The organism is Shinella pollutisoli, assembly GCF_024609765.1.
Taxonomy (GTDB): domain Bacteria; phylum Pseudomonadota; class Alphaproteobacteria; order Rhizobiales; family Rhizobiaceae; genus Shinella; species Shinella pollutisoli.
In genome coordinates, this window is record NZ_JANFDG010000002.1 from 100,644 (window position 1) to 127,597 (window position 26,954).

23 protein-coding genes are annotated in these 26,954 nt (G+C 67.6%); 4 read left to right on the forward strand and 19 right to left on the reverse strand.

Annotated features, from left to right (window positions below; all coding sequences use genetic code 11):
* Positions 1 to 6 precede the first annotated feature (6 nt).
* From NNZ72_RS02025 to NNZ72_RS02040, 4 genes are all read right to left on the reverse strand, one after another.
* Positions 7 to 1,122, reverse strand: a complete 1,116-nt coding sequence (locus tag NNZ72_RS02025) for an ABC transporter ATP-binding protein (protein WP_257311938.1) — start codon at positions 1,120 to 1,122, stop codon at positions 7 to 9.
* 4 nt (positions 1,123 to 1,126) lie between these two features.
* Entirely contained in the window at positions 1,127 to 2,008 is an 882-nt protein-coding gene (locus NNZ72_RS02030) for a carbohydrate ABC transporter permease (protein WP_257311940.1), read from the reverse strand.
* Complete coding sequence (locus NNZ72_RS02035) at positions 2,005 to 2,886, reverse strand: carbohydrate ABC transporter permease (protein WP_257311943.1); 882 nt, start codon at positions 2,884 to 2,886, stop codon at positions 2,005 to 2,007. The genes NNZ72_RS02030 and NNZ72_RS02035 overlap by 4 nt, the downstream gene beginning before the upstream one ends.
* Before the next feature lie 166 nt (positions 2,887 to 3,052).
* Entirely contained in the window at positions 3,053 to 4,264 is a 1,212-nt protein-coding gene (locus tag NNZ72_RS02040; RefSeq protein ID WP_371747682.1) for an ABC transporter substrate-binding protein, read from the reverse strand.
* 369 nt (positions 4,265 to 4,633) lie between these two features.
* On the opposite strand from NNZ72_RS02040, the gene NNZ72_RS02045 reads away from it, so the two are divergent.
* Complete coding sequence (locus NNZ72_RS02045) at positions 4,634 to 5,686, forward strand: LacI family transcriptional regulator (protein WP_257311949.1); 1,053 nt, start codon at positions 4,634 to 4,636, stop codon at positions 5,684 to 5,686.
* 176 nt (positions 5,687 to 5,862) lie between these two features.
* Here NNZ72_RS02045 and NNZ72_RS02050 read toward each other — a convergent pair whose 3' ends face one another.
* Genes NNZ72_RS02050 through NNZ72_RS02070 form a run of 5 tightly spaced genes read right to left on the reverse strand, consistent with a single transcriptional unit; the run spans position 5,863 to position 11,800 of the window.
* Positions 5,863 to 7,368 carry an aldehyde dehydrogenase family protein gene (locus NNZ72_RS02050; protein ID WP_257311952.1) on the reverse strand — a complete coding sequence of 502 codons (1,506 nt, stop codon included), beginning with the start codon at positions 7,366 to 7,368 and terminating at the stop codon, positions 5,863 to 5,865.
* The gene (locus NNZ72_RS02055; protein ID WP_257311954.1) at positions 7,362 to 8,141 is read right to left on the reverse strand and encodes an enoyl-CoA hydratase/isomerase family protein; all 780 of its coding nucleotides are present in this window, start codon (positions 8,139 to 8,141) and stop codon (positions 7,362 to 7,364) included. Before NNZ72_RS02055 ends, NNZ72_RS02050 begins: the two co-directional genes overlap by 7 nt.
* Entirely contained in the window at positions 8,134 to 9,747 is a 1,614-nt protein-coding gene (locus NNZ72_RS02060) for an acyl CoA:acetate/3-ketoacid CoA transferase (protein ID WP_257311956.1), read from the reverse strand. Before NNZ72_RS02060 ends, NNZ72_RS02055 begins: the two co-directional genes overlap by 8 nt.
* An 8-nt stretch (positions 9,748 to 9,755) precedes the next feature.
* Complete coding sequence (locus NNZ72_RS02065) at positions 9,756 to 10,757, reverse strand: Gfo/Idh/MocA family protein (RefSeq protein WP_257311959.1); 1,002 nt, start codon at positions 10,755 to 10,757, stop codon at positions 9,756 to 9,758.
* On the reverse strand, positions 10,754 to 11,800 hold the full coding sequence (locus NNZ72_RS02070) for a LacI family DNA-binding transcriptional regulator (RefSeq protein WP_257311962.1): 1,047 nt from the start codon (positions 11,798 to 11,800) through the stop codon (positions 10,754 to 10,756). The genes NNZ72_RS02065 and NNZ72_RS02070 overlap by 4 nt, the downstream gene beginning before the upstream one ends.
* A 174-nt stretch (positions 11,801 to 11,974) precedes the next feature.
* On the opposite strand from NNZ72_RS02070, the gene NNZ72_RS02075 reads away from it, so the two are divergent.
* Together NNZ72_RS02075 and ung are read left to right on the forward strand one after the other, a co-directional pair.
* A complete protein-coding gene (locus NNZ72_RS02075; RefSeq protein ID WP_257311966.1) occupies positions 11,975 to 13,141 on the forward strand; it encodes a dihydrodipicolinate synthase family protein in 1,167 nt (388 codons plus the stop codon).
* Positions 13,142 to 13,232: 91 nt separating this feature from the next.
* The gene (ung, locus tag NNZ72_RS02080) at positions 13,233 to 13,922 is read left to right on the forward strand and encodes a uracil-DNA glycosylase (protein ID WP_257311968.1); all 690 of its coding nucleotides are present in this window, start codon (positions 13,233 to 13,235) and stop codon (positions 13,920 to 13,922) included.
* A 135-nt stretch (positions 13,923 to 14,057) separates the two neighbouring features.
* Here the strand turns inward: ung and NNZ72_RS02085 are convergent, their stop codons facing one another.
* The 6 genes from NNZ72_RS02085 to NNZ72_RS02110 all read right to left on the reverse strand — a co-directional run bounded on the left by NNZ72_RS02085 (position 14,058) and on the right by NNZ72_RS02110 (position 19,803).
* Positions 14,058 to 15,011 (reverse strand): nucleoside hydrolase, encoded by a 954-nt coding sequence (locus NNZ72_RS02085; protein ID WP_257311971.1) that lies wholly within the window; start codon positions 15,009 to 15,011, stop codon positions 14,058 to 14,060.
* A gap of 24 nt (positions 15,012 to 15,035) precedes the next feature.
* Entirely contained in the window at positions 15,036 to 16,271 is a 1,236-nt protein-coding gene (locus NNZ72_RS02090; RefSeq protein WP_257311973.1) for an NAD(P)/FAD-dependent oxidoreductase, read from the reverse strand.
* A 61-nt stretch (positions 16,272 to 16,332) separates the two neighbouring features.
* Positions 16,333 to 17,181, reverse strand: coding sequence for a metal ABC transporter permease (locus tag NNZ72_RS02095; protein ID WP_257311974.1), 849 nt, complete (start codon positions 17,179 to 17,181; stop codon positions 16,333 to 16,335).
* Positions 17,178 to 18,047, reverse strand: coding sequence for a metal ABC transporter permease (locus tag NNZ72_RS02100; protein WP_371747670.1), 870 nt, complete (start codon positions 18,045 to 18,047; stop codon positions 17,178 to 17,180). The genes NNZ72_RS02095 and NNZ72_RS02100 overlap by 4 nt, the downstream gene beginning before the upstream one ends.
* Positions 18,044 to 18,916 carry a manganese/iron ABC transporter ATP-binding protein gene (locus NNZ72_RS02105; protein WP_371747671.1) on the reverse strand — a complete coding sequence of 291 codons (873 nt, stop codon included), beginning with the start codon at positions 18,914 to 18,916 and terminating at the stop codon, positions 18,044 to 18,046. The genes NNZ72_RS02100 and NNZ72_RS02105 overlap by 4 nt, the downstream gene beginning before the upstream one ends.
* Positions 18,913 to 19,803 (reverse strand): metal ABC transporter substrate-binding protein, encoded by an 891-nt coding sequence (locus NNZ72_RS02110; RefSeq protein ID WP_257311977.1) that lies wholly within the window; start codon positions 19,801 to 19,803, stop codon positions 18,913 to 18,915. Before NNZ72_RS02110 ends, NNZ72_RS02105 begins: the two co-directional genes overlap by 4 nt.
* Before the next feature lie 216 nt (positions 19,804 to 20,019).
* Between NNZ72_RS02110 and NNZ72_RS02115 the strand changes: the two genes are divergently transcribed.
* Positions 20,020 to 20,700 carry a hypothetical protein gene (locus tag NNZ72_RS02115; protein ID WP_257311980.1) on the forward strand — a complete coding sequence of 227 codons (681 nt, stop codon included), beginning with the start codon at positions 20,020 to 20,022 and terminating at the stop codon, positions 20,698 to 20,700.
* A 174-nt stretch (positions 20,701 to 20,874) separates the two neighbouring features.
* Here the strand turns inward: NNZ72_RS02115 and lysS are convergent, their stop codons facing one another.
* From lysS to NNZ72_RS02135, 4 genes are all read right to left on the reverse strand, one after another.
* Positions 20,875 to 22,371, reverse strand: coding sequence for a lysine--tRNA ligase (gene lysS, locus NNZ72_RS02120; protein WP_257311982.1), 1,497 nt, complete (start codon positions 22,369 to 22,371; stop codon positions 20,875 to 20,877).
* A gap of 173 nt (positions 22,372 to 22,544) precedes the next feature.
* Positions 22,545 to 24,002 carry a glutamate--tRNA ligase gene (gene gltX / locus NNZ72_RS02125; RefSeq protein WP_257311985.1) on the reverse strand — a complete coding sequence of 486 codons (1,458 nt, stop codon included), beginning with the start codon at positions 24,000 to 24,002 and terminating at the stop codon, positions 22,545 to 22,547.
* A 112-nt stretch (positions 24,003 to 24,114) separates the two neighbouring features.
* Positions 24,115 to 25,887, reverse strand: a complete 1,773-nt coding sequence (locus NNZ72_RS02130; protein WP_257311987.1) for an SLC13 family permease — start codon at positions 25,885 to 25,887, stop codon at positions 24,115 to 24,117.
* A 272-nt stretch (positions 25,888 to 26,159) separates the two neighbouring features.
* Positions 26,160 to 26,912 carry a TerC family protein gene (locus tag NNZ72_RS02135; RefSeq protein WP_257311990.1) on the reverse strand — a complete coding sequence of 251 codons (753 nt, stop codon included), beginning with the start codon at positions 26,910 to 26,912 and terminating at the stop codon, positions 26,160 to 26,162.
* Positions 26,913 to 26,954: the final 42 nt, after the last annotated feature.

Consider the following 26,954-nt stretch of genomic DNA (forward strand, 5'->3'; position numbering starts at 1 on the left):
GCGGTCTCAGGCGATGCGAAGCTGGCTCGCCGGGTCGAAGAACACGGCCTTGTCGAGGTTGAAGGCGAGGCGCGCGGTCTGGCCCGCGGTGATCGGCACGTCGGCGCGAAGCCGGGCGACGATCTCCTTGCCGCCGAGGTTGGTGACGGCGAAGGTGTCGGCGCCGGCGGGTTCGACCACCTCGATCAGGCAATCGCCCTCCGCCACGGTGCGGGCGTTGCGGTCGGCGCCGTCGGGGTCGGTGAGCGCCTCCGGGCGGATGCCGAAGATCACGTCCCTGCCGCGATAGGCGGAAAGGCCGGCGGGCGCGTGCGGCACGGAGAGGAGCAGCGGCTCGGCCTTCGGACGGGCGAGCGAGACGGCGAGGTTTCCGCCGTCCGCCTCGATCGTGCCCTTGAGCAGGTTCATCGCCGGCGAGCCCATGAAGTCGGCGACGAAGGTGTTGGCGGGGTTGTTGTAGATCTCGGCCGGCGAGCCGAACTGCTGCAGCACGCCGTCCTTCAAGACGGCGATCTTCGTCGCCAGCGTCATCGCCTCGATCTGGTCGTGCGTCACGTAGACGATGGTCGTCTTCATGCGCTGGTGCAGGCGCTTGATCTCCGTGCGCATGTCGACGCGCAGCTTGGCGTCGAGGTTGGAGAGCGGCTCGTCGAACAGGAAGAGCTTCGGGTCGCGCACGAGCGCCCGGCCCATGGCGACGCGCTGGCGCTGGCCGCCGGAGAGCTGGCCGGGCTTGCGGTCGAGGAGATGGCCGATCTGCAGCATGTCCGCCACCTGCCGGATCGCCTTGTCGCGCTCCTCCTTCGGCACGCCGCGGATCTCCATGCCGAAGGCGATGTTGCCGGCGACCGTCATGTTCGGATAGAGCGCGTAGGACTGGAAGACCATGGCGATGTCGCGCTTGGACGGGTGCAGGCCGGCGACCGAGCGGCCGTCGATGGCGATGTCGCCGGAGGTGATCGGCTCCAGCCCGGCGATGGTGTTGAGCAGCGTGGACTTGCCGCAGCCGGACGGGCCGACGAGCACGAGGAAGCCGCCCTCCTCGATCTCCAGGTTGATGTCCTTCAGGATTTCGAGCGCACCGTAGGACTTGCGCAGGTTGCTGATCTTGAGGAACGACATGGGACTATCCTTTCACGGCGCCGGACATCAGGCCGCGCACGAAATAGCGTCCGGAGACGATGTAGACGATGAGGGTGGGGAGGGCGGCGAGGATCGCGCCGGCGAAGTGGACGTTGTATTCCTTCACCCCCGTGGACGAGGAGACGAGGTTGTTGAGCGCCACCGTCATCGGCGTCGTCGACGCGCCGGAGAAGGAGGCGCCGAACAGGAAGTCGTTCCAGATGTTGGTGAACTGCCAGATGACGGAGACGACGATGATCGGCCCGGAGGACGGCAGCAGGATGCGCCGGAAGATCTGGAAGAAGCCGGCGCCGTCGATCTGCGCGGCGCGCACCAGCTCGGTCGGGAAGTTCTCGTAGTAGTTGCGGAAATAGAGCGTCGTGAAGCCGATGCCGTAGACGACGTGGACGAGGATCAGGCCCCAGAGGGAACCGGCGAGCCCGATCCAGCCGAGGATGCGCGCCATCGGGATCAGCACGATCTGGAACGGGATGAAGCAGGAAAGCAGCAGCAGGCCGAAGAAGACATTCGAGCCCCTGAACTGCCACTTCGTCAGCACGTAGCCGTTCAGCGCACCGATGACGGTGGAGATCGCCACGGCCGGCACGACCATCAGGATCGAGTTGATGAAGAAGGGCTTGAGGCCCGTCGGCTGCACGCCGATCTGCGCCGTCGACCAGGCGGAAAGCCAGGGCTCGATCGTCCATTGCCGCGGCAGGTTCAGCATGCCGCCCTGGCGGATCTCGTCGAGCGGCTTCAGCGAGTTCACCACCATCACGTAGAGCGGCAGCAGGTAGTAGAACGCGAAGAGGATGAGGGCGGTGTAGATCAGCGCACGCGTCAGCCGGCCGTGCGAGATGATGTTGTCGGGGCTTTGCGCGCTCATCGGCCTTTGCCTCCGCGGATCTCGGAATAGAGGTAGGGGATGATGATCGAGAAGATCATCACCAGCATGATGATGGCCGACGAGGCGCCGATGCCCATCTGGTTGCGGGTGAAGGTGTAGGAATACATGAAGGTCGCCGGCAGCTCGGTCGCCTGGCCGGGACCGCCGCCAGTCAAGGCGACGACGAGGTCGTAGGCCTTGATGGCGAGGTGGGCGAGCACGACGAAGGCGGAGAGGAAGATCGGGCGCATCAGCGGGATGATGATGCGGCGGTAAACGGTGACGGTGGAGGCGCCGTCGATCTGGGCGGCCTTGATGATCTCGTTGTCGACGCCGCGAAGGCCCGCGAGGAACATCGCCATGACGAAGCCGGAGGACTGCCAGACGGCGGCGATCACCACGCAGTAGATCGCGTAGTTGCGGTCCTTGATCCAGTTGAAGGAGAAGCTCTCCCAGCCCCACAGATGCATGGTGTTCTCGAGCCCGATGCCGGGGTCGAGGAACCATTTCCAGGCGGTGCCGGTAACGATGAAGGAGAGCGCCATCGGGTAGAGGTAGATCGGCCTCAGCACGCCTTCGGCGCGGATCTTCTGGTCGAGCAGGATCGCAAGCCCCAGCCCCAGCACCGAGCAGATGGCGATGTAGAGCGAGGCGAAGATCGCGAGGTTCGAGATCGCCCGCCACCAGTGCGGCAGTGCCCAGAGCTTCGAATAGTTGCTCAATCCCACGAAATTGTAGGAGGGCAGCATCTTGCTGTCCGTCATCGACAGGAAGCCCGTATAGGCGATGAAGCCGTAGACGAAGACGAGCACGATGAGGAAACTGGGCGCCAGCACGAGCTTCGGAAGAAGCTCCTGCAACCGGCTTCGGCTATCCATGGTCGTTACCACCGTTGAAATCTGGTTTTGGGCGGCGGGTACTGCCCCTCATCCGCCTGCGGGCACCTTCTCCCCGCAGGCGGGGAGAAGGAGATATGCCGCGCCCTCTCTGTTCCCTCTCCCCGCAAGCGGGGAGAGGGTTAGGGTGAGGGGCAAAGCCCTTCGCTTACTTTGCGGCCTCGACGGCGGCGGCCAGTTCCGTCACGGCTTCCTCGGAGGTGAGCTCGCCGTTGAAGTGACGGGTCACGACGTCGTAGATGGCGTTCTTGACGGAGGCCGGGTTGGCGTGGCCGTGCGCCATGGAGCCGTAGAGCGAGCCATTGGTGTTGGCCTCGGCCAGGTCCTTGATCGCCTTCTTGCCGCAATCGTCGAAGTCGGTGTCCGGAACGTCGGTGCGTGCCGGCGCCGAGCCCTTGACCACGTTGAAGGCCGACTGGAAGACCGGGCTCTCGATGGCCGACGCCATCTTGAGCTGGGCCGGGACCTTGTCGTCGGCGACCTTGAACATCGCGAACTGGTCGGAGTTGAAGGTGACGGAGCCCTGCGTGCCGGGGAAGCGCATGCAGACGAAGTCCGCACCCGGCTTCTTGCCGGCCTTGATGAACTCGCCCTTCGCCCAGTCACCCATGAACTGCAGGCCGGCCTTGCCCTCGATCACCATGGCGGAGGCGAGGTTCCAGTCGCGGCCCGAGAAGTTGTCGTCGACGTAGGAGCGCAGCTTCGCCATGCGGTCGAAGGCCTCCTTCATCTGCGCGCCGCCGAGCGTTTCGGCGTCGAGGTCGATGAAGGCCTTCTTGTAGAAGTCGTTGCCGAAGGAGAGCACGACCGCGTCGAAGATCGTCGCGTCCTGCCAGGCCTGGCCGCCATGGGCGACGGGCGTGAGGCCCTGTTCCTTGAACTTGTCGAGAAGGGCGACGAGCTCGTCCCAGTTGGCCGGTTCCTTGCCGCCGGCCGCATCGAGCGCCGCCTTGTTGATCCAGACCCAGTTGGTGGAGTGGACGTTGACGGGCGCGGCGATCCAGTGGCCGTCATACTTGGAGAACTGCTGCAGCGCGGTCGGGATCACCTTGTCCCAGCCCTCCGCGGCAGCGACCTCGTCGAGGTTGCCGAGCGCGCCTTCCTTGGCCCAGTCGAGGATGTCGAAGCCGAGCATCTGCACGGCCGTCGGCGCGTTGCCGGCGGTCACACGGGCGCGCAGCACCGTCATCGCCTCCGTGCCGCCGCCGCCGGCGACCGGCATGTCGGTCCAGGAGATGCCCTTGGACTCGAGGTCCTTCTTGAGCACGTCGAGGGCCGCGGCCTCGCCGCCGGAGGTCCACCAGTGCAGGACCTCGACGCCTTCCTCCGCCTTGGCGGCAAGGCCGCCCATCGTCATCATCACCGCGGCGATCGCGGTCGTCGTCAGAAACTTGCGCATCGATATCCTCCCGTTTGCAAGTTCGAGGGCGGGGGCTCCCCCGCCGATGTCCCCGATGCCCCCCGGGCATCGGTATTCCGTTTTTCGGCTCAAAGCGCCATGTCAATTTAAAACGTTGCAAATTTGCAGAGTCAAGCCATTGCACGCTTGCCGGATGGCAGGCTTCGCAATTGCGGAAAACCCGCGGGCATCCGGAGAATCCGGGATTTGCGGCCGGTTTGTGCGCCGCATGGAAAACGTTTTAAATTCTGTGCGGCGCAAGATTGCCGAAAAGGTGTCCGCCCGGTATGGTTCGGCCGATCGACTGCCGCCATCCGAAGAACCCTGCCCGTGTCCCGAAGCGAAAAGTCCGCCGACATCGAAACCGCCCGCAGCACCGTCAGAACGGCCAAGCCGACGCTGAAGACCATCGCGGAGCTGACCGGGCTTGCGATCACCACCGTCTCGCGGGCGCTCGGCAACGATCCGAGGATCTCCGAGACGACGCGCCGCCGCGTGCACGCAGTCGCCGCCGAGGTCGGCTACCTGCCCGACCGCGCCGCCCAGCGCCTCAAGACCGGCCGCACCAACGTGATCGCCGTGCTGCTCGACCCGCACGAGGAAATCCTCGGCTTCGGCACCTCGATCATGCATGGCCTCGCCCGCGCGCTGCAGGGTACGCCCTATCATCTCATCGTCACGCCGAACTTCCTCGACGGCAGCAATGTCGACGCGGCCAACTACATCATCCGCAACGGCATGGCCGACGGCCTCATCTTCTCGCGCACCGAGCCCTTCGACCCGCGCGTGCGGCTGCTCAACGAAAATGGCTTTCCCTTCGTCACGCACGGGCGCACGGAATTCTCCACGCCGCACGCCTATGTCGACTACGACAACGTCGCCTTCGCCTACGAGGCGACGAAGCGGCTGATCGCCAAGGGACGGCGCAAGGTGACGATCATCCTGCCGCCGAAGCGGCTCACCTTCCACCAGCACATGCTGCACGGCTTCATGACCGCCGTGCGCGAGGCGGGCGTCGCCTACGAGATCCCCGAGGGGCTCGACCTCGACTGCCCGGCCGACCAGATCCGCGACTACGTCCGCCGCCGCTCCGCCGGACCGGATGCGCCGGACGGCTTCGCCTGTCCCGGCGAGGTCTCGGCGCTCGCAACGATCACCGGCATGAGCGACAACGGCTTGACGCTCGGCGCCGAATACGACATCGTCGCCAAGCAGACCTCGCGGCTGCTCACCCAGATCCAGCCCAAGGTCGAGACGATCTACGAGGACCTGACGGCCGCGGGCGAGGCGATGGGCCGGCTGCTCCTGCGCCGCATCGCCGGCGAGCCGGCGGAGGGGCTGCATCTGATGCAGGCGCCGCAGATCGGGTTTGCGGCGGGGTGATGAAATACCCCTCTCTGGCCTGCCGGCCATCTCCCCCTCAAGGGGGGAGATCGGATGGGGCAATGTTTCGCCCATCTCCAACGTCGCTATTGAAACGAAGAGCAAGCGCCTTGCCGATCTCCCCCCTTGAGGGGGAGATGGCCGGCAGGCCAGAGGGGGGCGGATACGCCTGCTCATCACCGTGCCCACCAATTCGTGCGCGCGCCGATATGCATGTTGAGCGTCTTCGTCTCCGTGTAGTCCTCCACCGCGTGGCGGCCGAGCTCGCGGCCGAGGCCGGACTGGCGGTAGCCGCCGAAGGGGAGCTCCGAGGCGCCGTCCATGAAGGTGTTCATCCAGACCGTGCCGGCGCGCACCTTGCGGCCGATCGTCAGGCAGGTGTCGAAGTCGCGGCTCCATACGCCGGCCGAAAGACCGTAGTCGATGGCGTTGGCGATGCGGATCGCCTCCTCGGTCGTCTCGAAGGTCAGCACCGAAAGGACGGGGCCGAAGACCTCCTCGCGGGCGACCGCCATGTCGGACGTCACGCCGGAGAGGATCGTCGGCGCCATGAACTGGCCGAGGCCGAGATCGAGCGCCTCGCCGCCGAGCGCCACGGATGCGCCGGCCTGCGAGGCGCCCGCCACGTAGCCGCCGATCTTTTCCAGATGCTGCGGCGTGATGATCGCGCCCACCTGCGTCGCCGGATCGAGCGGATCGCCGACCTTCACCTTGCGCGCCAGTTCCGCGATGCGGGCGGTGGCGTCGGCCGCGATGGATTTGTGCAGGATCAGCCGCGAGCCGGCATTGCAGCATTCGCCGGCATTGAAATAGGCGCCGAAGACGGCGGCGTCGACGAATTCGTCGAGGTTCGCGTCCGGGAAGACGATCTGCGGGTTCTTGCCGCCGAGCTCGAGCGAGACCTTCTTGAGCGTCTGCGCGGCGTTCGCCATGGTGAGGCGGCCGACGCCGGTCGAGCCCGTGAAGGAGATCATGTCGACGTCCGGATGGGTCGTCATCACGCTTCCCACCTCCGGGCCGGTTCCGGTGAGGATGTTGACGACGCCGGCCGGCACGCCGGCCTCGAGCAGGATCTCGCCGAGCACCAGCGTCGAGCCGGAGGTCAGTTCCGAGGGCTTCACGACGGTCGTGCAGCCGGCGGCGAGCGCGAAGGGCAGCTTCTGGCTGACGATCAGGAAGGGGAAGTTCCAGGGCGTGATGATCGAGACGACGCCGATCGCCTCGCGCAGCACGACGCCGAGCGTGCCTTCGCCGAGCGTGTTGTAGCTCTCGCCGTGCAGGTCGCGGGCAAGTGCCGCCGCATAGCGCCAGATGTCGACGGCCCCGCCGAGCTCGCCCTTGGCCTGGGAGATCGGCTTGCCGCTCTCGATCGTGTCGAGGAAGGCGAGCTCGTCGGCGCGCGCAGCAATGAGGTCGGCGGCCCTGAGCAGGATGTTGGAGCGCTCCGCGCCGGTCATGTTCGGCCAGGGGCCGTCGTCGAAGGCTTTTCGCGCGGCGGCGATGGCGCGCTCGGCATCCGCCCTCGTGCCGGCCGGATAGCGGCTCACCACGCTGCCGTGGCCGGGCGCGACGCGCTCGATGACGCCCGCGCCTTTCGTCCAGGCGCCGTCGATCAGCATGCGGAAATCGCGCGGCTTGTAGTCGGTCAGGGCCTTCGGTTTCACATGCGCGGTCATCACCATTCTCCCTTGAAGGCGGCGGGGCGCTTTTCCGTGAAGGCGGCGACGCCCTCCTTCAGGTCCCCGGTCTTGGCGACGAGCATGGAGCCCAGCGCCTCGACCGCCGCGCCGTTGTCCTCGCCGTTCGCGATCGTGACCATCAGCTTGGAGACCTCCGTCGCCGCCGGGCCGCGCGCGGCGACCCGCGCCGCATAGGCCTTCGCCGCCGGGACGCCCATGCCGGTCTCCACGACCTGATCGACGATGCCGAGCGTCTGCGCTTCCGCCGCGGTCAGCACCTCGCCGCCGATGAGCATGCGCCGCACGGCCTGTGCGCCGAAACGCTTCACCAGCCGCTGCGTGCCGGACCAGCCGGGCACCATGCCGAGGCCGGCTTCCGGCAGGCCGATCTTGACCTGCGTCTCGGCGATGCGGATGTCGGCGGCGGCGGCGAGCTCCAGCCCGCCGCCGAGCGCATGGCCGTTGACGGCGGCGATGAGCGGCATGCGCAGCGTCGCCAGCCGCTCGAAGACGCGATGGCCGAAGCGCACCCAGGCATGGCCGAATTCGTTCGGCTCCATGCCCGCCCACGCCCTGATGTCGCCGCCGGCGGAGAAGGCCTTGCCCTCGCCGGTGAGGATCGCCACGCGCACGGCGGCGTTCGCCTCGACCGCGTCGCAGGCGGCCGAAAGCTCCTGCAACATGGCGATGTCGAAGGCGTTGAGCTTCTCCGGCCGCGCGACGGTGATCGTCGCGACGGCGTCTTCCACCTCGACGCGGATGCGCGGCTCAGCCATGGGCGGCTCCTTCCAGCGTGCGTCGCGGCTTTTGCGGCAGCGTCAGGCCGATCGGCGCGTCCTTGAACAGCGCGGCGTCCATCGTCCGAAGGTCCGCCGGGACGACGAGGTCGAAGTCCGCCTGATCGAGGATATGCGCCTTAAGGTCGACGCCCGGCGCGATCTCGGTGAGCACGATGCCCCGCGGCGTCAGCTTCATCACGCAGCGTTCGGTGACGTAGGTGATGTCCTGGCCCTGTGCGACGCCGCGCGGGCCGGAGAAGGTGACGTGCTCGACCTCGTCGACCAGCTTCTTCAGCTTGCCTTCCTTCTCGATGACGAGCCTGCCGTCCGCCACGGCGAGCTTGGCGCCGGCATTGAACATGCCGGAGAAGACGATCTTCCTCGCCCGCGCGGTGATGTCGACGAAGCCGCCGCAGCCGGCGGTCACATGCGGGCGGAAGGAGAGCTTCGAGACGTTGACCGAACCGTCGCGGCCGATCTCCAGGAAGGAGAGAAGCGAGGCGTCGAAACCGGCGCCCTGAAAATAGGTGAACTGGTAGGGCGAGGGAACGAAGGCATCGGCGTTGGAGGCGCAGCCGAAGGCGAAGTCGAGGAGCGGCACGCCGCCGACCGCGCCCTGCTCGATCACCCAGGTCACGGCGCCGTGCAGGCCTTCCTCCAGCAGGATGCGCGGCACGTTGGCGGAGATGCCGAAGCCGAGATTGACGGCGCTGCCGGCCTCAAGCTCCTGCGCCACGCGGCGGGCGATGACCTTCTGGATGTTGAACTCCGGCACGCGGAACGAGCCGAGCGGCCGGAAGATCTCGCCGGAGATGGTGGGATCATAGAGCGTCTGCGTCGTCTGCTTCTGCTCCGGGTCGACCACGACATAGTCGACCAGCGTGCCCGGCACGCGCACGTCGTGGGGCTTCAGCGAGCCGTCCTTGGTGATGCGTTTCACCTGGGCAATGACGATGCCGCCGTTGTTGCGGGCGGCGAGCGCCTGGTCGAGGCCGCCGAGATAGGCGCCCTCGTGCTCGTAGGTGAGGTTGCCGCGCTCGTCGGCCGTCGTGGCGCGGATGATCGCCACCTGGGGTGCGATCGCCTTGAAATAGAGCCAGTCCTCGCCGGCGAAGACGATCTTCTCGACCACCGGCTCGGCGCTCGCCAGCGCGTTCATCGCGCAGCCCTCGCGGGTCGGGTCGACGAAGGTTTCGAGCCCGACCTTGGTGATGACGCCCGGGCGCCTGGCGGCGGCCTCGCGGTGCATGTCGAAGAGGATGCCGGAGGGGATGTTGTAGGCCGGGATCTCGTTGCCGGTGATCATCTGCCAGATCAGCGGCGGCTCGGACGAGGAGGGGCCGGAAGGGTAGGAGCCGGCGATGATCTTCGCGAGCAGGCCCTTCTTGGCGATGTGGTCCACGCCTTTGATGCCACTCATGTCGCCGGCGGCGATCGGATGCAGCGTCGTCAGGTTCCTCGGGTGGCCCGTCTCGTCGAAGCGCGCGCCGATCGCCTTCAGCATCAGGTCGGGGCAGCCGAGGCCGGAGGAGGAGGAGACCGAGACGACCGCGCCGTCGGGAATGAGGCGTGCCGCCGCTTCGAGGGAAATATGCTTGCTCATCGTTTCTTTCAGAGTCCCGGTTCGATCTTCACCGCGCGGCCCGTGCGGGCCGCCTCGACCACGGCAAGGCCGGCGGCGAGCGACCAGACGCCGTCCTCGCCGGTGGCGGCCGGCGCACCCTTGCCGGCGACGGCGGCATGGAAGGCGGCAAGCGCGGTCTCGTAGAGATTGCGGTGGTCGAGCGGCAGGTCGTGCTCGCCCGTGGCGTCGCGCAGCGTCACGGTGCCCGTCGCGCGCTGGGTCATGACGTTGCGGCCGACCAGCGACCCCACGGTGCCGTGCACCTCGAGGCCGGTCTCGGCATATCCGGTGGTGAAGCCGTCGTGGAACTGGGCGACCAGGCCGGACTTGAAGCGCATCACGCCCATGACCGCGTCCGCCAGCTCGCCCTTCGCCATGCCGCCGGCCTGCGAGAAGGCGACGGCCTCCACCGGGTCGTCGTCGAGCACGAAGCGCAGCGTGTCGGTGTCGTGCACGGTGATGTCGAGGATGACGCCGCCGCCGGCCTCGGGCCTGTCGAGCCGCCAGCCCTGCAGGTGCGGCGGCAGGTAGACGGCGTGGAAGACGCGGGCGGCAAGCGGCCGGCCGATCCGGCCGGCGCGGACGGCGTCGCGGATCGCCCGATGGGTGGCGGCGTTGCGCAGGTGATGATTGGTGGCGAGCACCACGCCCGCCTCCCGGGCCGCGGCGACCATGGCGCGGGCATCGTCCAGCGACAGGGCGAGCGGCTTCTCGCACAGCACGTGCTTGCCGGCCCTCACGGCCGCGAGCGTCTGGTCGCGGTGGAGCTCGTTGGTGGTGGAGATGTAGACGGCGTCGATTGCGGGATCGTTCACCAGCGCGTCGAGATCGGTCACGGCCTTCGCGATGCCGTTCTCGGCGGCATAGGCCTGGCCGCGTCCGGCGCCGGTGCTCATCACGGAGACCACCTCGCCGCCGGCGGCGCGGATCGCGCCGATCACCCATTCCTTCGCGATCGTGCTCGCGCCGATCAGCCCCCATCTCGTCATGCCGAAATCCTCCTCTGCCCGTCCGCACGGGGCGCGCCGCAGCTTTCGCGCACCACGAGGCGCACCGAGCTGACGACGGCCTCCGGCTCGACCCGGCCCGCGTTGATCTGTTTCAGAAGCATCTGCGCCGCGCGCCGGCCCATGCCCTGCGGATCGACCGAGACGGTCGTCAGCGCCGGCACGGCCGTCTCCGCCTCGATTACGTCGTCGAAGCCGACGACGGCGAAGTCGTGGCCGGGCTCCTTGCCCTTCGCGCGCAGCCCGTCGCAAACGCCGAAGGCGGCCGCGTCGTTGAAGCAGAGGGCGGCGGTCGGCGGCACGGGCAGGGAGAGCGCCCGCTCGACGGCCGCGACCCCGCCGGCACGCGCGGCGGTGGAGGCGATCGCCAGCTCTTCCGGCGCCTCCAGCCCGGCCTCCGCAAGCGCGTCGCGCCAGCCCTGGGTGCGCTCGGCGAAGACCGTCGTGTTGGCGATGCCGCCGAGGAAGGCGATGCGGCGGTGGCCGAGCGAGATGAGGTGCCGGACGGCGTCCTTGGCGCCCGCATGGTTGTCGGAAAACAGCGTCGAGACCTTGGCGCCGACCACGTTGCGCACGACGGCGACGACCGGCACGCCGCTTGCGGTGAGCGGCTTCAGGTCGGCGGCCTCCGTGCCGCGGGCGGGCGAGAGGATGAGGCCGGAAATGCCGTGCTCGCGCATCGAGGCGATCACCTGGCGCTGGCGGTCGAGGCTTTCGGCGGAATTGGAGAGGAACTGCACGTAGCCCGCCGACTGCAGCACCATGTCCATGCCGACGGCGAGCTCGGCGAAGAAGGAGTTGGTGAGATCGTTGACGACGATGCCGATGATCCGGGAGGAGGCCGATTGGCGCAGGTTTGCCGCGCCCCGGTTGTAGACATAGCCGAGGTCGCGGATCGCCGCGTTCACCCTGGCGCGGGTCGCCTCGTTGACGAGGGGGCTCGCCTGCAGGACGAGCGAGACGGTCGACTTCGACACGCCGGCGGCGCGTGCGATATCGACGACGGTCACGCGTCCCTTGCTCACGGTCTTCCTCCCTGCCTCTCCCGGCTCGTTGTGCGGGCAGTTAATTGGATCGTTCCAAATTTGTCAAGCGCTCCTTGCGGAAATTATTAGCTGAATTATGCGGAGACGCGGACCTCTTCTATCTTGCAATTTGGAACGATCTAAATTATTCGACACAAAACTCCGGAGGACGCCATGCCCATCAGCCTCACCCTGCCACAATCGGACGGCCGCCTCGAACGCTACGATCTCGCCGGCACGCCGCTCGCCCGGCCGGCCGCCGTGCCGCGCTTCAACCGCATCGCCTATGCGGCGGCCCACGTGGTCTCCGATCCGCTGCGCGACGCGCGGCCGTGGGAGCAACCCGCCATCGACTGGGAGCGGACGATGGCCTTCCGCCATCACCTCTGGACGCTCGGCTTCCGCATCGCCGAGGCGATGGACACCGCCCAGCGCGGCATGGGGCTCGATTGGGCGGGTGCGCAGGAGCTGATCCGCCGCTCGCTCGTCGAGGCGAAGACCGTGCCGGGCGCCGATCTCGCCTGCGGCGCCGGCACGGACCATCTCGCGCCCGCCGACGCCCGGTCGCTGGACGACGTGATCGCCGCCTACGAGGAACAGGTCGGCTTCGTGGAGAAGCACGGCGGCCGGGCGGTCATGATGGCGAGCCGGGCGCTCGCCCGCATCGCCGCCTCGCCGGACGACTACCGCAAGGTCTACGGCCGCATCCTGTCCCAGGCGAAGGACAAGGTGGTGCTGCACTGGCTCGGCGACATGTTCGACCCGCAGCTGAAGGGCTACTGGGGCTCGGAAGGCTTCGAGCCGGCGCTCGACACGGTGCTGTCGATCATCGCGGAGAACCGCGACAAGGTCGAAGGCATCAAGATCTCGCTGCTCGACAACGCCTGTGAGGTGGCGCTTCGCGACCGGCTGCCGGAGGGCGTGCTCTGCTTCACCGGCGACGACTTCAACTATGCGGAGCTGATCGAAGGCGACGGGGAAAAATACAGCCACGCGCTGCTCGGCATCTTCGACGCGGTGGCGCCGCAGGCCTCGAAGGCGCTCGCGTCGCTTGCCGCCGGCGATGCCGCCGCCTTCCGCGCCGTGATCGAGCCGACTGTGCCCCTGTCGCGAAAAATCTTCGAGGCGCCGACGCAATATTACAAGACGGGCGTCGTCTTCCTCGCCTGGCTGAACGGGCACCAGGACCATTTCACCATGCCGGCCGGCATGCAGTCCGCCCGCGGGCTCCTTCATTATGCGGAGGTCTTCCGCCTCGCCGACCGGGCGAACGTGCTCGACCGGCCGGAGCTTGCGGCGGAGCGGATGAGAAGCCTGATGCGCGTCTTCGGCGTCACCTGACGTTTCCTGTGGATGGCCGCGGGGCTGCGGCCTCCCTGCCGGGCCTTTGCGCTAAACTCGGCCCGTTTGCGGACGGTGAGAGGAGGCGGCGATGACGGAGGTGAAGATCGGCGAGACCTGGAAGGCGCCGCTTTCGGCGGAGTTCACCAGTCCCTACATGGGCGCGCTGAAGACCTTCCTCGTCGAGCAGAAGGCGCAGGGGCGGCGTGTCTTCCCCAAGGGATCGGAATATTTCCGCGCGCTCGACCTCACGCCGCTCGACGACGTGCGCGTCGTCATCCTCGGGCAGGACCCCTATCACGGCGAGGGACAGGCGCACGGGCTCTGCTTTTCGGTGCGCCCCGGCGTGCGCATCCCGCCTTCGCTCGTCAACATCTACAAGGAGCTGCAGGACGACCTCGGCATCCCGCCCGCCCGCCACGGCTTCCTCGAACATTGGGCACGGCAGGGCGTGCTCCTGCTCAACAGCGTGCTGACGGTGGAGATGGGCCGCGCCGCCTCGCATCAGGGGCAGGGCTGGGAGCGCTTCACCGACGCGGTGATCCGCGTCGTCAACGAGCAGGAGAAGCCCGTCGTCTTCATCCTCTGGGGCTCCTACGCCCAGAGGAAGGCCGCCTTCGTCGACCGCGCGCGCCATCTCGTGCTGCGCTCGCCGCATCCCTCGCCGCTCTCCGCCCACAACGGCTTCTTCGGCTCGCGGCCCTTCTCCAAGGCGAACGATTTCCTGAAGAAGCACGGGCGCGAGCCGGTCGACTGGCGGCTGCCGGACGACGTGGCTTAGAGGTTCGTCCCTCATCCCCCTGCCGGGACCTTCTTCCCGCAAGCGGGGAGAAGGAGAAAAACGGTACGGCATTGGTTCCTCTCCCCGCTTGCGGGGAGAGGATGCCGGCAGGCAGGTGAGGGGCAAATCTACCCCTCAGGCCGCCCGCACCAGCGTCTCGCGGAGCAGCGCCATCGCCCGGTCGACGTCGATTCCGGTGCAGACCTGCTGGCTCGGGATGTCGTCCCAGTTGCCGGGCGGGAAGGCGTGGCCGTCGGGCTTCTGGATGGTCTGGCCGTCGGCGATGCCGCCGGCGACGACGCGGATCGCACCGCTGCGGGTGGCGAAGAGCTCGGGCGCGACGAGGTAGAGGCACGCGCAGCTGTCGTGCACGACCATGCCGTCCTCGACGTGGCGGCCGTAGAAATCGATGTAGAACTGCGAGATGTCGGAGAGCAGCTTCAGCCGCTCTCCGCCTCTCGTCACGAGATCGGCGAGCATTTTCCGGGTCATGACCGTGCGCATCGTCACGTCGAGGCCAACGACGACCACCTTCCACGGTGCGGTCATCACCACGTCGGCGGCCTCCGGGTCGCCGTGGATGTTGGCCTCGGCGGCGGGGGTGATGTTGCCCGGCACGTCGAAGGCGCCGCCCATGATGATCACCTGCCTGACGAGGCCGGCGATCTCCGGCGCCTCCTTCAGCGCATAGGCGAGGTTCGACATGCGGCCGACGGCGATCAGCGTCACCTCGCCGGGATTCGCCTTCACCGTGTCGATGATGAAGCGGTGGGCCGGGCGCGGGTCGACCGGCAGGTCGATCGTCTCCGGCACGTCGATATTGCCGAGCCCGTCGTCGCCGTGGATCGTCACCGGCCAGTCGACGGGGTTGCGCATCGGGTTCCAGGTCCTGCCCTCGCCGCGGGCGACCGGGGCGTCGATGCCCCATTCGCGCTTGAGGAAGAGGGCGTTGCGCGTCGTCGTCTCGACCGAGGCATTGCCGAAGACCGTGGTGATGCCGAGGAGATCGATCTCCGGGTGATGGTGCAGGAAGAGCAACGCCATCGCGTCGTCGACGCCGGGATCGGTGTCGAAAATGACCTTGTGCATGGAAAACCTTCTTTGTCGTTGTTCTTACTGGAAGCGGGCGATCGAGAAGGGCTGGAGTGCGCTTGCGCCTTCTCCGGCCAGGAGCCGCGCGACATGGCGGCCGGTCGTCGCCGAGAGGGTGAGGCCGAGATGGCCGTGGCCGAAGGCGAAGGCGATGCGCGGGTCGGCCGGATGCAGGCTGATGACCGGCAGCGAATCCGGCGTGGAGGGTCGGCGGCCCATCCATTCCGTGCCGCCCTCTTCCGGCAGGTCGGGCACGTAGCGGCGCATCTTGCGGCGCATGGCCGCGGCGCGGGCGTAGTTGGCGGGCGCGTCCGGCCGGGCGAGCTCCACCGCGCCGCCGACGCGCAACGCCTTCTCGAAGGGCGTGGCGACGAAGCCGTGCTCGGCGAAGAAGACCGGCATTTCCAGCGTGACGGCCGGGTCGACGAAAGTGGTGTTGTAGCCGCGCTCCGTCTCGAGCTGCACCCGCAGGCCGAGATCGGCGACGAAGCGGCGCGACCAGATGCCGGCGGTGATCGCCAGCCGGTCGAAAACGAGCCGCTTGCCGGCCTCCGTCGCCACGGTGACGCCGTTCTCGCCCCGGCTCACGGCCGCGACCGCGGCGTCCACGAGCGTGGCGCGCTCGCGCAGCGCGGCCTGCAGCCGGCGCAGCAGTGTCAGCGGATATTCGAAGGTCTGGTAGCCGTCGTTGAAGGTCGCGCCGGCGAAGTCGCCTCTCAGCGCCGGCACGCGGCGGCGGGCCTCGGCCGCGTCCAGCTTCTCGACGGTGAAGCCGAACAGGCGGGCATTCTCCGCCTCCTGGGCGAAGGCCTTGTCGAGGGCCTTGGCGCCGTCGAAGAGCGTCATCGAACCGGTGCGGCGGATATGGCCGGAGATGCCGGCTATCTCGCCGAGGCGCAGGTGATCGGCCTCCGTCGTCTTCATCAGGAAGGTGAGCGCGTCGCGGGCGGCGGCCACCTTCGTCGGGCGGGCGGAGGCGAGGAAGCGGAAGAGCCAGGGCATGAGCGCCGGCAGGTCCTGCCAGCGCACCGAGAGGGGGCCGAGCGGATCGAGCAGCCATTTCGGTGCGGCGAACAGCATGCCGGGCCGGGCGAGCGGATCGATCTCCGGCACGGCGAGGATGCCGGCATTGCCGACGGAGGCGGGCTGCCCGCCCGCGTCGCGCTCGATGATGGTGACGGTGTGCCCGTCCTCCAGCAGGAAGAGGGCGGTGGCGCAGCCGATGATGCCGCCGCCGACGATGCCGATATGTGCCATGGGTCCGGTCTTGCCTCTTGCGATCGCGGCGGACGATAGACGGAAAGGCAAGCGATGTCGATCAGCCGGCGGGCTTCTCCCCGGCCTTGCGGCCGGCAAGCGCCTGCCGCAGGAAAGCGGCGACGAAGAGCCCGGCCATCAGCAGCACGATGGTCGGCGCCGGCGCGCTGTCGAGGAAGAAGCTGAGGTAGATGCCGGCGAAGGAAGCGCCGAGCGCCACCGCCACGGCGACGGCGAGCATGGCGGAAAAGCGCCGCGTCACGAGCGCGGCGATTGCGCCGGGCGCGACCAGCATGGCGACGGAGAGGATGATGCCGACGGCCTTCAGCGCGCCGACGACGACAAGCGAGATCACCGCGAGCAGGCCGTAGTGCAGGAGGCGGACCGGCAGGCCGATCGCCGCCGCATGCTGCCGGTCGAAGGCCTGCACGAGCAGGTCCTCGCGGAAGAACAGGACGAAGCCGGTGGAGGCAAGGGCGATGGCCCCGGTTTCGACGAGGTCGGCAAAGGCGATGCCGAGCATGTCGCCGAAGAGGATGTGGTCGAGATGCACGTCCGGCTGGATCTTCACGTAGAGCACGAGGCCGAGCGCGAACATGCCGGAGAAGACGATGCCGAGGATCGTGTCCTCCTTCACCCGGCTGTTGTCCTTGAGGTAGCCGGCGGCGAGCGCGCAGAAGAGGCCGGCGACGAAGGCGCCGACCGCGAAGGGAAGCCCCACGACATAGGCGATGACGACGCCCGGCAGCACCGCATGCGAGACCGCGTCGCCCATCAGCGACCAGCCCTTGAGCACGAGATAGCAGGAGATCAGCGCCATCGGCACGGCGATCATCAGCGTCACCAGGAAGGCGTTCTGCATGAAGGCGAGCTGGAAGGGCAGGAGTGCCAGCGCGAGCGTCTCGTTCATGGCCGCTCCTCCGTGGCGACGAGTGCCAGCCGCCCCTTGCGCCGCGCCGCCAGCAGCCCGTGCTTCGGCGCGAAGACGAAGGCGGCGAGGAAGATCGCCGTCTGCAGCACGACGATGACGCCGCCCGTCGCACCGTCGAGGAAATAGGATAGATAGGCGCCGACGAGGCTGGTTCCGGCGCCGAGACCGGCGGCTATCAGGATCAGCCGCTGGAAGCGGTCGGTCAGCAGATAGGCGGTCGCCCCCGGCGTCACCACCATGGCGACGACGAGGAAGGCGCCGACCGTCTGCATGGCGGCGACGGTCGAGGCGCTGAGAAGGGTGAAGAACAGGATTTTCAAACCCGTCGGGTTGAGGCCGATCGAGCGGGCGTGGGCCTCGTCGAAGAAGGCCGCCATCAGGTCCTTCCACTTGAGGAGGAGGGCCGCGAGCGTCACCGCGCCGATGATGGCGAGCTGGACCGTGTCCTCGGGCGTGATGGCGAGGATGTTGCCGAGCACGATGGTCTGGATGTTCACCGGCGTCGGCGAGAGCGAGACCATGAACAGGCCGAGGCCGAAGAAGGAGGAGAAGATCATGCCGATGATCGCGTCCTCCTTGAGCTTCGTCGCGCGGTTGAGGAAGAGCATGGCGGCGGCTGCAAGCCCGCCGGAGAGGAAGGCGCCGGCGGCGAACGGCAGGCCGAGCATGTAGGCGCCGGCCACACCCGGCACGATGGAATGGGAAAGCGCGTCGCCGATCAGGGACCAGCCCTTCAGCATCAGATAGGCGGAGAGGAAGCCGCAGATGCAGCCGACCAGCGCGCTCACCCACATGGCGTTGATCATGTAGCCGTAGCCGAAGGGCTCGAGGAGCGTGGCGATCACGACCGTTCCTCCTCCGCCTTGCGCTCGCCGTAGATGACGAAGGGGCGCTCGTCGTCGGTGATCACCTTCACCTCGCGCCGGTCCTCGTCGTCGTGCAGGTCGCGGCCGGCGAGGATGAAATGGCGCAGCACGCCGCCGAAGGCGCGTTCGAGGTTTTCCTCGGTGAAGGTCTCCTCCGTCGGGCCGGAGGCGATCACGGTGCCCTTGACGAAGACGGTGCGGTCGCAGAAGTCCGGCACGCTGCCGAGATTGTGGGTGGAGACGAGCATGACGCGGCCCTCGTCGCGCAGCTTGCGCAGGAGGTCGACGATCTGCTCCTCGGTGGTGACGTCGACGCCGGTGAAGGGCTCGTCGAGCAGGATCACCTGGCCCTCCTGCGCCAGCGCCCGGGCGAGGAAGACGCGCTTTCTCTGCCCGCCGGAGAGCTCGCCGATCTGGCGCTTGCGGAAGGCGGACATGCCGACGCGCTCCAGCGCCTCGTCCACCATCTCGCGGTCGCGCTTTCCCGGGATGCGCAGCCAGTTCATGTGGCCGTAGCGGCCCATCATGACGACGTCCTCGACGAGGACAGGAAAGCTCCAGTCGACTTCCTCGGCCTGCGGCACGTAGGCGACGAGGTTCTTCCTGAGCGCCTCGCGCACGGACAGGCCGAGGATCGTCACTTCGCCGGCGGCGAGCGGCACGAAGCCCATGATCGCCTTGAAGAGGGTGGATTTTCCCGAGCCGTTGACGCCGACCAGCGCGGTGATCGTGCCCTTCGGCACGGAGAAGCTCGCGTGCCGGAGCGCCGTCAGGCCGTTGCGGTAGGTGACGGTCACATCCTCGGCGGTGATGCCCGCCACCACCTTCGCCCGGCCGCCCATCATCATTGCGAAAGGCCCTTCACGATGGTCTCGGAGGTCACGCGCAGGAGGTCGAGATAGGTGGGCACGGGGCCGCCGGCCTCGGAGAGCGAGTCGACGTAGAGCACGCCGCCATAGGCGGCGCCCGTCTCGCTCGCCACCTGCCTGGCGGGGTCGGCGGAGACGGTGCTCTCGCTGAAGACGACATGGATGTCATGCTCGCGCACGGCGTCGATCACCGCCTTCACCTGCTTCGGCGTGCCCTGCTGGTCGGCGTTGATCGGCCAGAGGAAGAGCTCCTTCAGGCCGAAGTCGCGGGCGAGGTAGCTGAAGGCGCCCTCGCTCGTCACCAGCCAGCGCCTTTCCTCCGGCAGCCTGCCGATCTCGGCCTTCATCGCCTCGCCGAGCGTCCTGATCTTCTCGCCATAGGCCTTGGCGTTGGCGTCGTAGGTCGCGGCGTTGGCGGGGTCGGCGGCGGCGAGCGCCTTGCGGATGTTCTCGACATAGATCAGCGCATTGTCCGGCGACATCCAGGCATGCGGGTTCGGCTTGCCCTCGTAGGGGCCCTCGACGATGCTCATCGGCTCCACGCCGTCGCTGACGGTGACGTTCGGCACGTCGCCGAGATTGGCGAGGAACTTCTCGAACCAGAGTTCGAGGTTGAGGCCGTTCCAGAGCACGAGCTTGGCATCCTGCGCCTTGAGGATGTCGCGCGGCGTCGGCTGGTAGTTGTGGATCTCCGCGCCCGGCTTGGTGATCGATTCCACTTCGGCCGCGTCGCCCGCCACGTTCGCCGCGATGTCCGCGATGATGGTGAAGGTGGTGACGACCTTGATCTTCTCCTGCGCGTGGACCGGACCGGCGGCGAGAAGCGGAAGGCTGAGGAGAAGGGCATGGAACGAACGACGGAGCATGAGACAATCCTGCGAATGCTTTTGCGAGTGAGTTGCAATAGAATATAGAGCGCTTTTTCCGCCTGTCAACGCAATTGCAAATCATTCGCAAGAATGGCTTCAAAATTCGTCGAGCGCTTAAAACTTCGGAAACGCCGAAGGGCTAAAGTGCACGGGTTCGCGTGCCGCGCCCGCGTCCCCCCGTACCCCGAGTCCCAGAGAAAAGTCCGCGTTCCCGTGAAGTTGCTTCCGACCTCGTTCCGGCTGTCCCGCAAACTGCTGATCGTTCTTGCCGGCTTGGTGGTGCTGACCGGCGCATCGGGCGCGGCGGCGATCCTCGTCGGACGCGACGCGATCCTCGGGCCGCCCGCCGAGGAGGTTTCGGGTGCCGCCTGCACCACGGTGACGACGGTGCGCGTCGAGCGCGACGGGCAGAACTGGCTGCGCAAATACGTGCGTTCCGACGCCAAGGACGGCGCGGTGCGCGTCAAGACGGCGCTGCGCGTCGCGGGCGCCGTGTCGAACCGCGAGGAGGCCGACCTCTACCAGATCGTGCTGCTCGATGCGGCGGGACCGGTGAACCGTGCCGACATGCGCGGCCGGGCGATCGGCGCGGAGGTGCTGTTCAGCCGCAATCCGGCCGCGATCCCCGGCATGGCGGCGCCCTTCGTCGCCCGCTACGTCGACGGACAGCCGGGCGCGAACGGCGAGTTCTACGGCGAGCGCAAGGAACTGACGCTGGACGAGATCAAGGCGATCGTCACCGCGATGAAGGAACGCTCGGACTGTCTCGACCCGAACGCCGCGGCCGAGACGGACGGCCACGGCGAGGCGAAGAAGGACGGCGGCCACGAGGCGCCTGCCGAAGACCACGCCGCGGCGACAGCCGCCCACGAGGTGGCCTCGAACGGGCATTGAGGGCGCTGCCCCTCATCCTGCTACCGCGCCCTTCTCGCCGCAAGCGGGGAGAGGGATATGCCGCACGGCTTTCCCGAAACGGCAATGTTGGTGGAAGCGCTCGCCGTTCCCCCTTCTCCCCGCTTGCGGGGAGAAGGTGCCGGCAGGCGGATGAGGGGGCTTATCTAAAGACCCTCAGTCCGCCTTGGCGCGCCGTGCCGGGAAGAGGATGACGTCGCGGATCGAGGGCGCGTCGGTGAGCAGCATGATCAGGCGGTCGACGCCGATGCCGAGCCCGCCGGCCGGCGGCATGCCCTGGTCGATGGCGTCGAGGAACTCCTCGTCGAGCTGCTTGTCCTTCTCGCCGCGGGCGTGTGCCTGCTCGAGCTGCTCGACCATGCGGGCGCGCTGCTCTTCCGGGTCGTTGAGCTCGGAGAAGGCATTGCCCAGTTCCCAGGTGTTGCAATAGGTCTCGAAGCGCTCGACGAGGCGCGGCTCGCCCGGCACCTCCTTTGCGAAGGGCGAGATGTCCTTCGGGAAATGGGTGACGTGCGCCGGCTGGATCAGCGTCGGCTCGACCTTCTCCTCGAAGATGAAGGCAAGGCATTCGCCCCAGGTCCAGTCCTTCTCCACCTCGAAGCCGGCGGCCTCGGCCGCGGCGCGGGCCTCCTCGTCCGTCCTGATGGCGAGGAAGTCGATGCCGGTCGCCTCCCTGACGGCATCGGGCATCGGCACGCGGCGGAACGGGCCCTTGAAGGAGATCTGCTTGTCGCCGTAGGTGAACTCGGTCGTGCCGTGGACCTTGATGGCGAGCTCGGCGAAGAGCCGTTCGACGAGGTCCATGATGTCCTCGTAGTCGGCATAGGCCCAGTAGCACTCCATCATCGTGAACTCGGGATTGTGCCGCGTCGACACGCCCTCGTTGCGGAAGTTGCGGTTGATCTCGAACACCTTGTCGGTGAGGCCGGAGACGAGCGTGCGCTTCAGGAACAGTTCCGGCGCGATGCGCAGGTACATGTCGAGCTTCAGCGTGTTGTGGTGCGTCTTGAAGGGTTCCGCCGTCGCCCCGCCGTAGACGGAATGCAGCATGGGGGTCTCGACCTCCATGAAGCCGTCGTTCTCCATGAAGCGGCGGATGCCCGAGACGATCTGCGAGCGCTGGCGGAAGCGCAGCTTCGATTCCTCGTTGGTCATGATGTCGAGGTGGCGCTTGCGGTAGCGGATCTCGACGTCGGCGACGCCGTGCCACTTCTCCGGCATCGGCAGCAGCGTCTTCGTCAGCATGACGATCTTCTGGGCGTTGATCGTCAGCTCGCCGCGCTTCGTGCGGCGCACGACGCCGGTCACGCCGATGATGTCGCCGAGGTCGATCATCGGCAGGAGCGCGCGCGCCTCCTCCGGCGTCGTGTCCTTGTGGCTGAAGATCTGGATCTTGCCCGAGGCGTCATGGATGTCCATGAACATGCCGGAATTGCGCGAGGAATAGACGCGGCCGGCGACCGTCACCACGTCGCCGCTCTCCGTGTCCGGCTCCAGCGCCTCGTATCTGGCGGCGAGCTCGGCATTGGTCATCGTCCGGTGGAAATGCGCCGGATAGACGTCGCCGATCGTCTTGCGCAGCTGCTCGAGCTTCTGGCGGCGGACTTCCGTCGGGTCGGAGGAAAGGGCGGTCTCGGTCTTCGTATCGGTCATCTCGTTAAACCCTATTATGGCACACGCCAGGCAATCAATTGCAAGATTTCCGCCCGTGGCGCCCCTAACCCTCTCACCGAGGGGAGAGGGGACCGGAGCGTTCGGCGACGGCCGCGTTCCCCTTCTCCCCACGAGGAGAAGGTGCCGGCAGGCGGATGAGGGGGTGCCCCTCCTTACCTTCCGCTGCCCGCCATCGAGGCCACCACCTGCGCGGCCACCTTCAGGCGCTGGCGCACGACCGAGCGGCCGAGGATCGCCATACTGTCGAAGAGCGGCAGCGAGCGCGACGAGCCGGAGACGGCGACGAAGAGCGGGGCGACGACCACCTTCAGCTTCTTGCCCAGCCGGTCGGCGCTCGCGCGCAGTTCCGCCTCGATGCTCTCGACGGTCCATTCCGGCATCTTTTCCAGGTCCGCCTGCACCTGGTTGAGGATTTCCAGGATCTCCTCCGGCGCGGACTTCACCTTCGCGAAGGATTCCGGCGTCAGGCCGACGTCGGATTTCAGCAGGAAGCCGGCGAGGTCCGGCAGCTCGCCGAGCTTGGAGATGCGCGACTGCGACAGCTTCAGGCCCTGGCGGATGCGGTCGTTCTCCATCGCCCAGTCGAGCACGCACCTGGCGAAATCCTCCTCCGAGAGCTTTTCGCGCAGCCAGCGGCCGTTCAGCCAGTCGAGCTTCTGGATGTCGAAGATCGCCCCGGCCTTGGAGAGGTTATCGGGATCGAATTTTTCCGCGAGCTGATCCATCGTCAGCAGCTCCTCGCCCTCGGCGATCTGGATGAAGAACAGGCCGAGGAAGTTCATCAGCGCTTCCGGCAGGTAGCCGAGCGCGGAATAGTAGGAGATCGAGGTCGGGTTCTTGCGCTTGGAGAGCTTCGACTTGTCGGCGTTGCGCATCAGCGACAGATGCATGAAGACCGGCTCCTGCCAGCCGAAATAGCGGTAGAGCAGGATGTGCTTCGGCACGGAGGCGAGCCATTCCTCGCCGCGCGCCACATGGGTGATCTTCATCAGGTGGTCGTCGACGACGTTGGCCATGTGATAGGTCGGCATGCCGTCGGCCTTGATCAGCACCTGCATGTCGACGCTCTCCCACGGGATCGACACGTCGCCGTAGACGCCGTCGTGGAAGTCGCAGGAGCCCTCGACCGGGATCTTCATGCGCACGACGGAGGGCTCGCCGGCGGCGAGCCGGCCCGTCACCTCCTCGGCCGAGAGGTTGAGGCAGTGGCCGTCATAGCCCGGCGGCTTGCCGGCGGCACGCTGCGCCTCGCGCATCGCCTCCAGCCGTTCCGGCGTGCAGAAGCAGCGGAAGGCGTGGCCCTTTTCGAGCAGCTGCTCGGCATAGGGCCAGTACATCGCCTTGCGGTCGGACTGGCGGTAGGGGCCGTAGGGGCCGCCGATATCCGGGCCTTCCGACCATTCGAGCCCGCACCATTTCAGCGCGTCCAGCACCTTCTGCTCGAATTCCGGCGTCGAGCGCGTGGCGTCCGTGTCCTCGATGCGTAGGATGAAGGTGCCGTTGTGCTTCTTCGCGAAGAGATAGTTGAAGAGCGCGATATAGGCGGTGCCGACATGCGGCTCGCCGGTGGGCGAAGGGGCGATGCGTACGCGGACGCCGGAAGTGCTCATGATGTGGCCCGTCCTGACAGGGTTCAAAGCCTCGCGGCGGCGGAGGCGTCGTTTCAGGGGAAATCGGGCCGGGTGAGACCATATTCAGCCCGGCGCGTCAAGGGAGGAGAACCTACCGCAACGGCCAGACGTAGAGCAGCGCCGGCACGCTCACCAGCACGATGAGGAGGGACAGCGGCAGGCCGACGCGCGGGTAGTCGGCAAACCTGTAGCCGCCCGGTCCCATCACCAGCGTGTTGCACTGGTGGCCGACGGGCGAGAGGAAGTCGCAGCCCGCGCCGATCGCCACCGCCATCAGGAAGGCCTCCGGCCGGAAGCCGAGCGTGGCGGCGAAGCTCGCGGCGATCGGCGCCATGACGAGCACGGTCGCGGCATTGTTGAGGAAGGGCGTCACGGCCATGGCGGTGATGAGGATGAGCGCGAGCGCGCCGAAGGGCGGCAGGTGGATCGCGACGTCGCCGAGCCAGCCGGCGATGAGCTCGCTCGCCCCCGTCGTGCGCAGGCTGTCGGAGACCGGGATCAGGGCGGCGAGCATGACGAGGATCGGCCCGTCGAGCGCGCCGTAGACCTCGCGCAGCGGCACGGCGCGGAAGACGACCATGGCGACGGCGGCGGCGAAGAAGCCGGTCGCCACCGGCACGACGCCGAGCGCGGTCGCGGCCATCGCGGCGATCAGCACGAGGACCGGGATGAAGGCGCGGCGCGGCGCGCCGAGCAGGATCTCGCGCTGGGCGAGCGGCAGCAGGCCGAGCTCCGGCAGCAGCGTCGGCAGCGTCCGGTTGTTGCCCTGCAGCACGACCATGTCGCCGGGGCGCAGGCGCACCTGCGAGAGCTTTTCGCGCAGCCGCTCGCCCTGGCGGCTGACGGCGAGCAGGTTGATGCCGTAGGAATGGAAGAGCGCAATCGAGCGCGCGGAGATGTCGATGAGGCGGGAATCGTTGGCGACCACCGCCTCGATGGCGCTGATCTCGCCCGCCTCGCCGCGCCCGGCGCGGATCGGCTGGCCGGAGAGCGTCAGGCCGGCGGCGGAGACGACCTTGTCGAGCGCGCCCGCCGTGCCCTCCATCAGGATCGTGTCGCCCGCGGCGAGCCGCACGTCCGGCAGCGGCGCGATGTGGACGTGGCCGCGGATGATGGCGGTGGCGATCACGTCGCCGTCGCCGTTCTTCAGCACCTCGTTCAGCGACTTGCCGATGGCGGGCGAGTTTTCGCCCACGGTCGCGTCGGAGGAATAGGCGGCGGCCTCCAGCGATTCCTCGATCGAGGCGCTGCGGTTCGTCCGCTCCGGCACGATGCGGTTGAAGGCGAGCATGAACAGCACGCCGCAGGCCGTCAGCACCGTGCCGACCGGCGTGAAGTCGAACATGGTGAAGCTCTCGCCGGAAATCTCCTGGCGCAGCCGCGAGACGACGATGTTGGGCGAGGTGCCGATCTGCGTCATCAGCCCGCCGAGGAGGGCCGCGAACGCCATCGGCATCAGGAATTTCGAGGCCGGCGTGCCGGACTGGCGGGCGAACTGGAAGGCGAGCGGCATCATGATGGCGAGCGCGCCGATGTTCTTGATGAAGGCCGACAGCACCGCGACGGAGACGAGCAGCAGCGCGAGCTGCGCGCGCATTCCGGTGAGGTTCGGGAAGAAGCGCTTCACCGCGACGTTGACGATGCCCGAGCGGGCGACCGCGGCGCTCACCATCAGCGCGCTGCCGACGATGATGACGATGTCGTCGGAAAAGCCGGAGAAGGCCTTGTCGAAGGGGACGATGCCGAGACAGAGCGCGAGCAGCAGAGAGCAGCAGGCGACGAGGTCGTAGCGGAAACGCCCCCAGATGAACGCGCCCATCATCAGGGCGATCACGGCGAAGGCGAAGATCTGTTCCGTGGTCATCGGCGGCGGCGCACTCGGCAGGCGGGTTTCAAGGCTGGGCGTCCGCGTCGGCAGGCCGGACGGATGTCGGAACAAATCGCGCGTCCGGCGGGTTTGTCAAGGGAAGGCGCGGCCCGTGTCAACCGGACGCGACGGAGATGGAGAACGCGGGAATTTTTCCGGTTTCTTCCCGCGGCCAACGAAACGGCAGTCGAGCTCCCCACCCGTCCGGCCCGTCTTCTTCCCCTTTTCGTCCGGCAGGAGCCGGCGGCGTCGCCGCCGGCTTCTCCGCGTCAATGGACGGCCGCGCCCTTCGCCTTCTGCCGCGCGCGGCGCGACAGCATGTTGAGGAGCTCGACCAGCGCCGAGAAGGCCATGGCGGCGTAGACGTAGCCCTTCGGCACGTGGAAGCCCATGCCCTCGGCGATCAGCGTCGTGCCGATCATCAGCAGGAAGGCGAGCGCCAGCATGACGATCGTCGGGTTCTTCTCGATGAAGTTGGCGAGCGGCGTGGCGGCGACGAGCATCACCGTGACGGCGGCGATGACGGCGATGACCATGATCGGCAGATGCGGCGTCATGCCGACGGCGGTGATGATGCTGTCGACGGAGAAGACGAGGTCGAGCACGAGGATCTGGCCGATCGCCGCGGCGAAGCCCGTCGTCGCCGTCCCGCCCACCAGGTCCTCCTTGTGGTCGATCGGGTCGACGTTGTGGTGGATCTCCTTCGTCGCCTTCCAGACGAGGAAGAGGCCGCCGGCGATCAGGATCATGTCCTTCCATGAGAAGGCGTGGCCGAAGGCCTCGAAGACCGGCGTGGTGAGCTGCACGATCCAGGCCACGGTGCCGAGCAGCGCCAGCCGCATGACGAGCGCCAGCCCGATGCCGATGCGGCGCGCCTGGACGCGGTGCTCGGCCGGCAGCTTGTTGGTGAGGATCGAGATGAAGATCAGGTTGTCGATGCCGAGGACGACCTCCATCACGACAAGGGTGATGAGCGCGATCCAGGCGCCGGGATCCTGCGCGAGGGCGAGGATGCTGTCCATGCGGTCTTCTCTCCGTGAGGGCTGTTGAATTGCCTCCCGTAT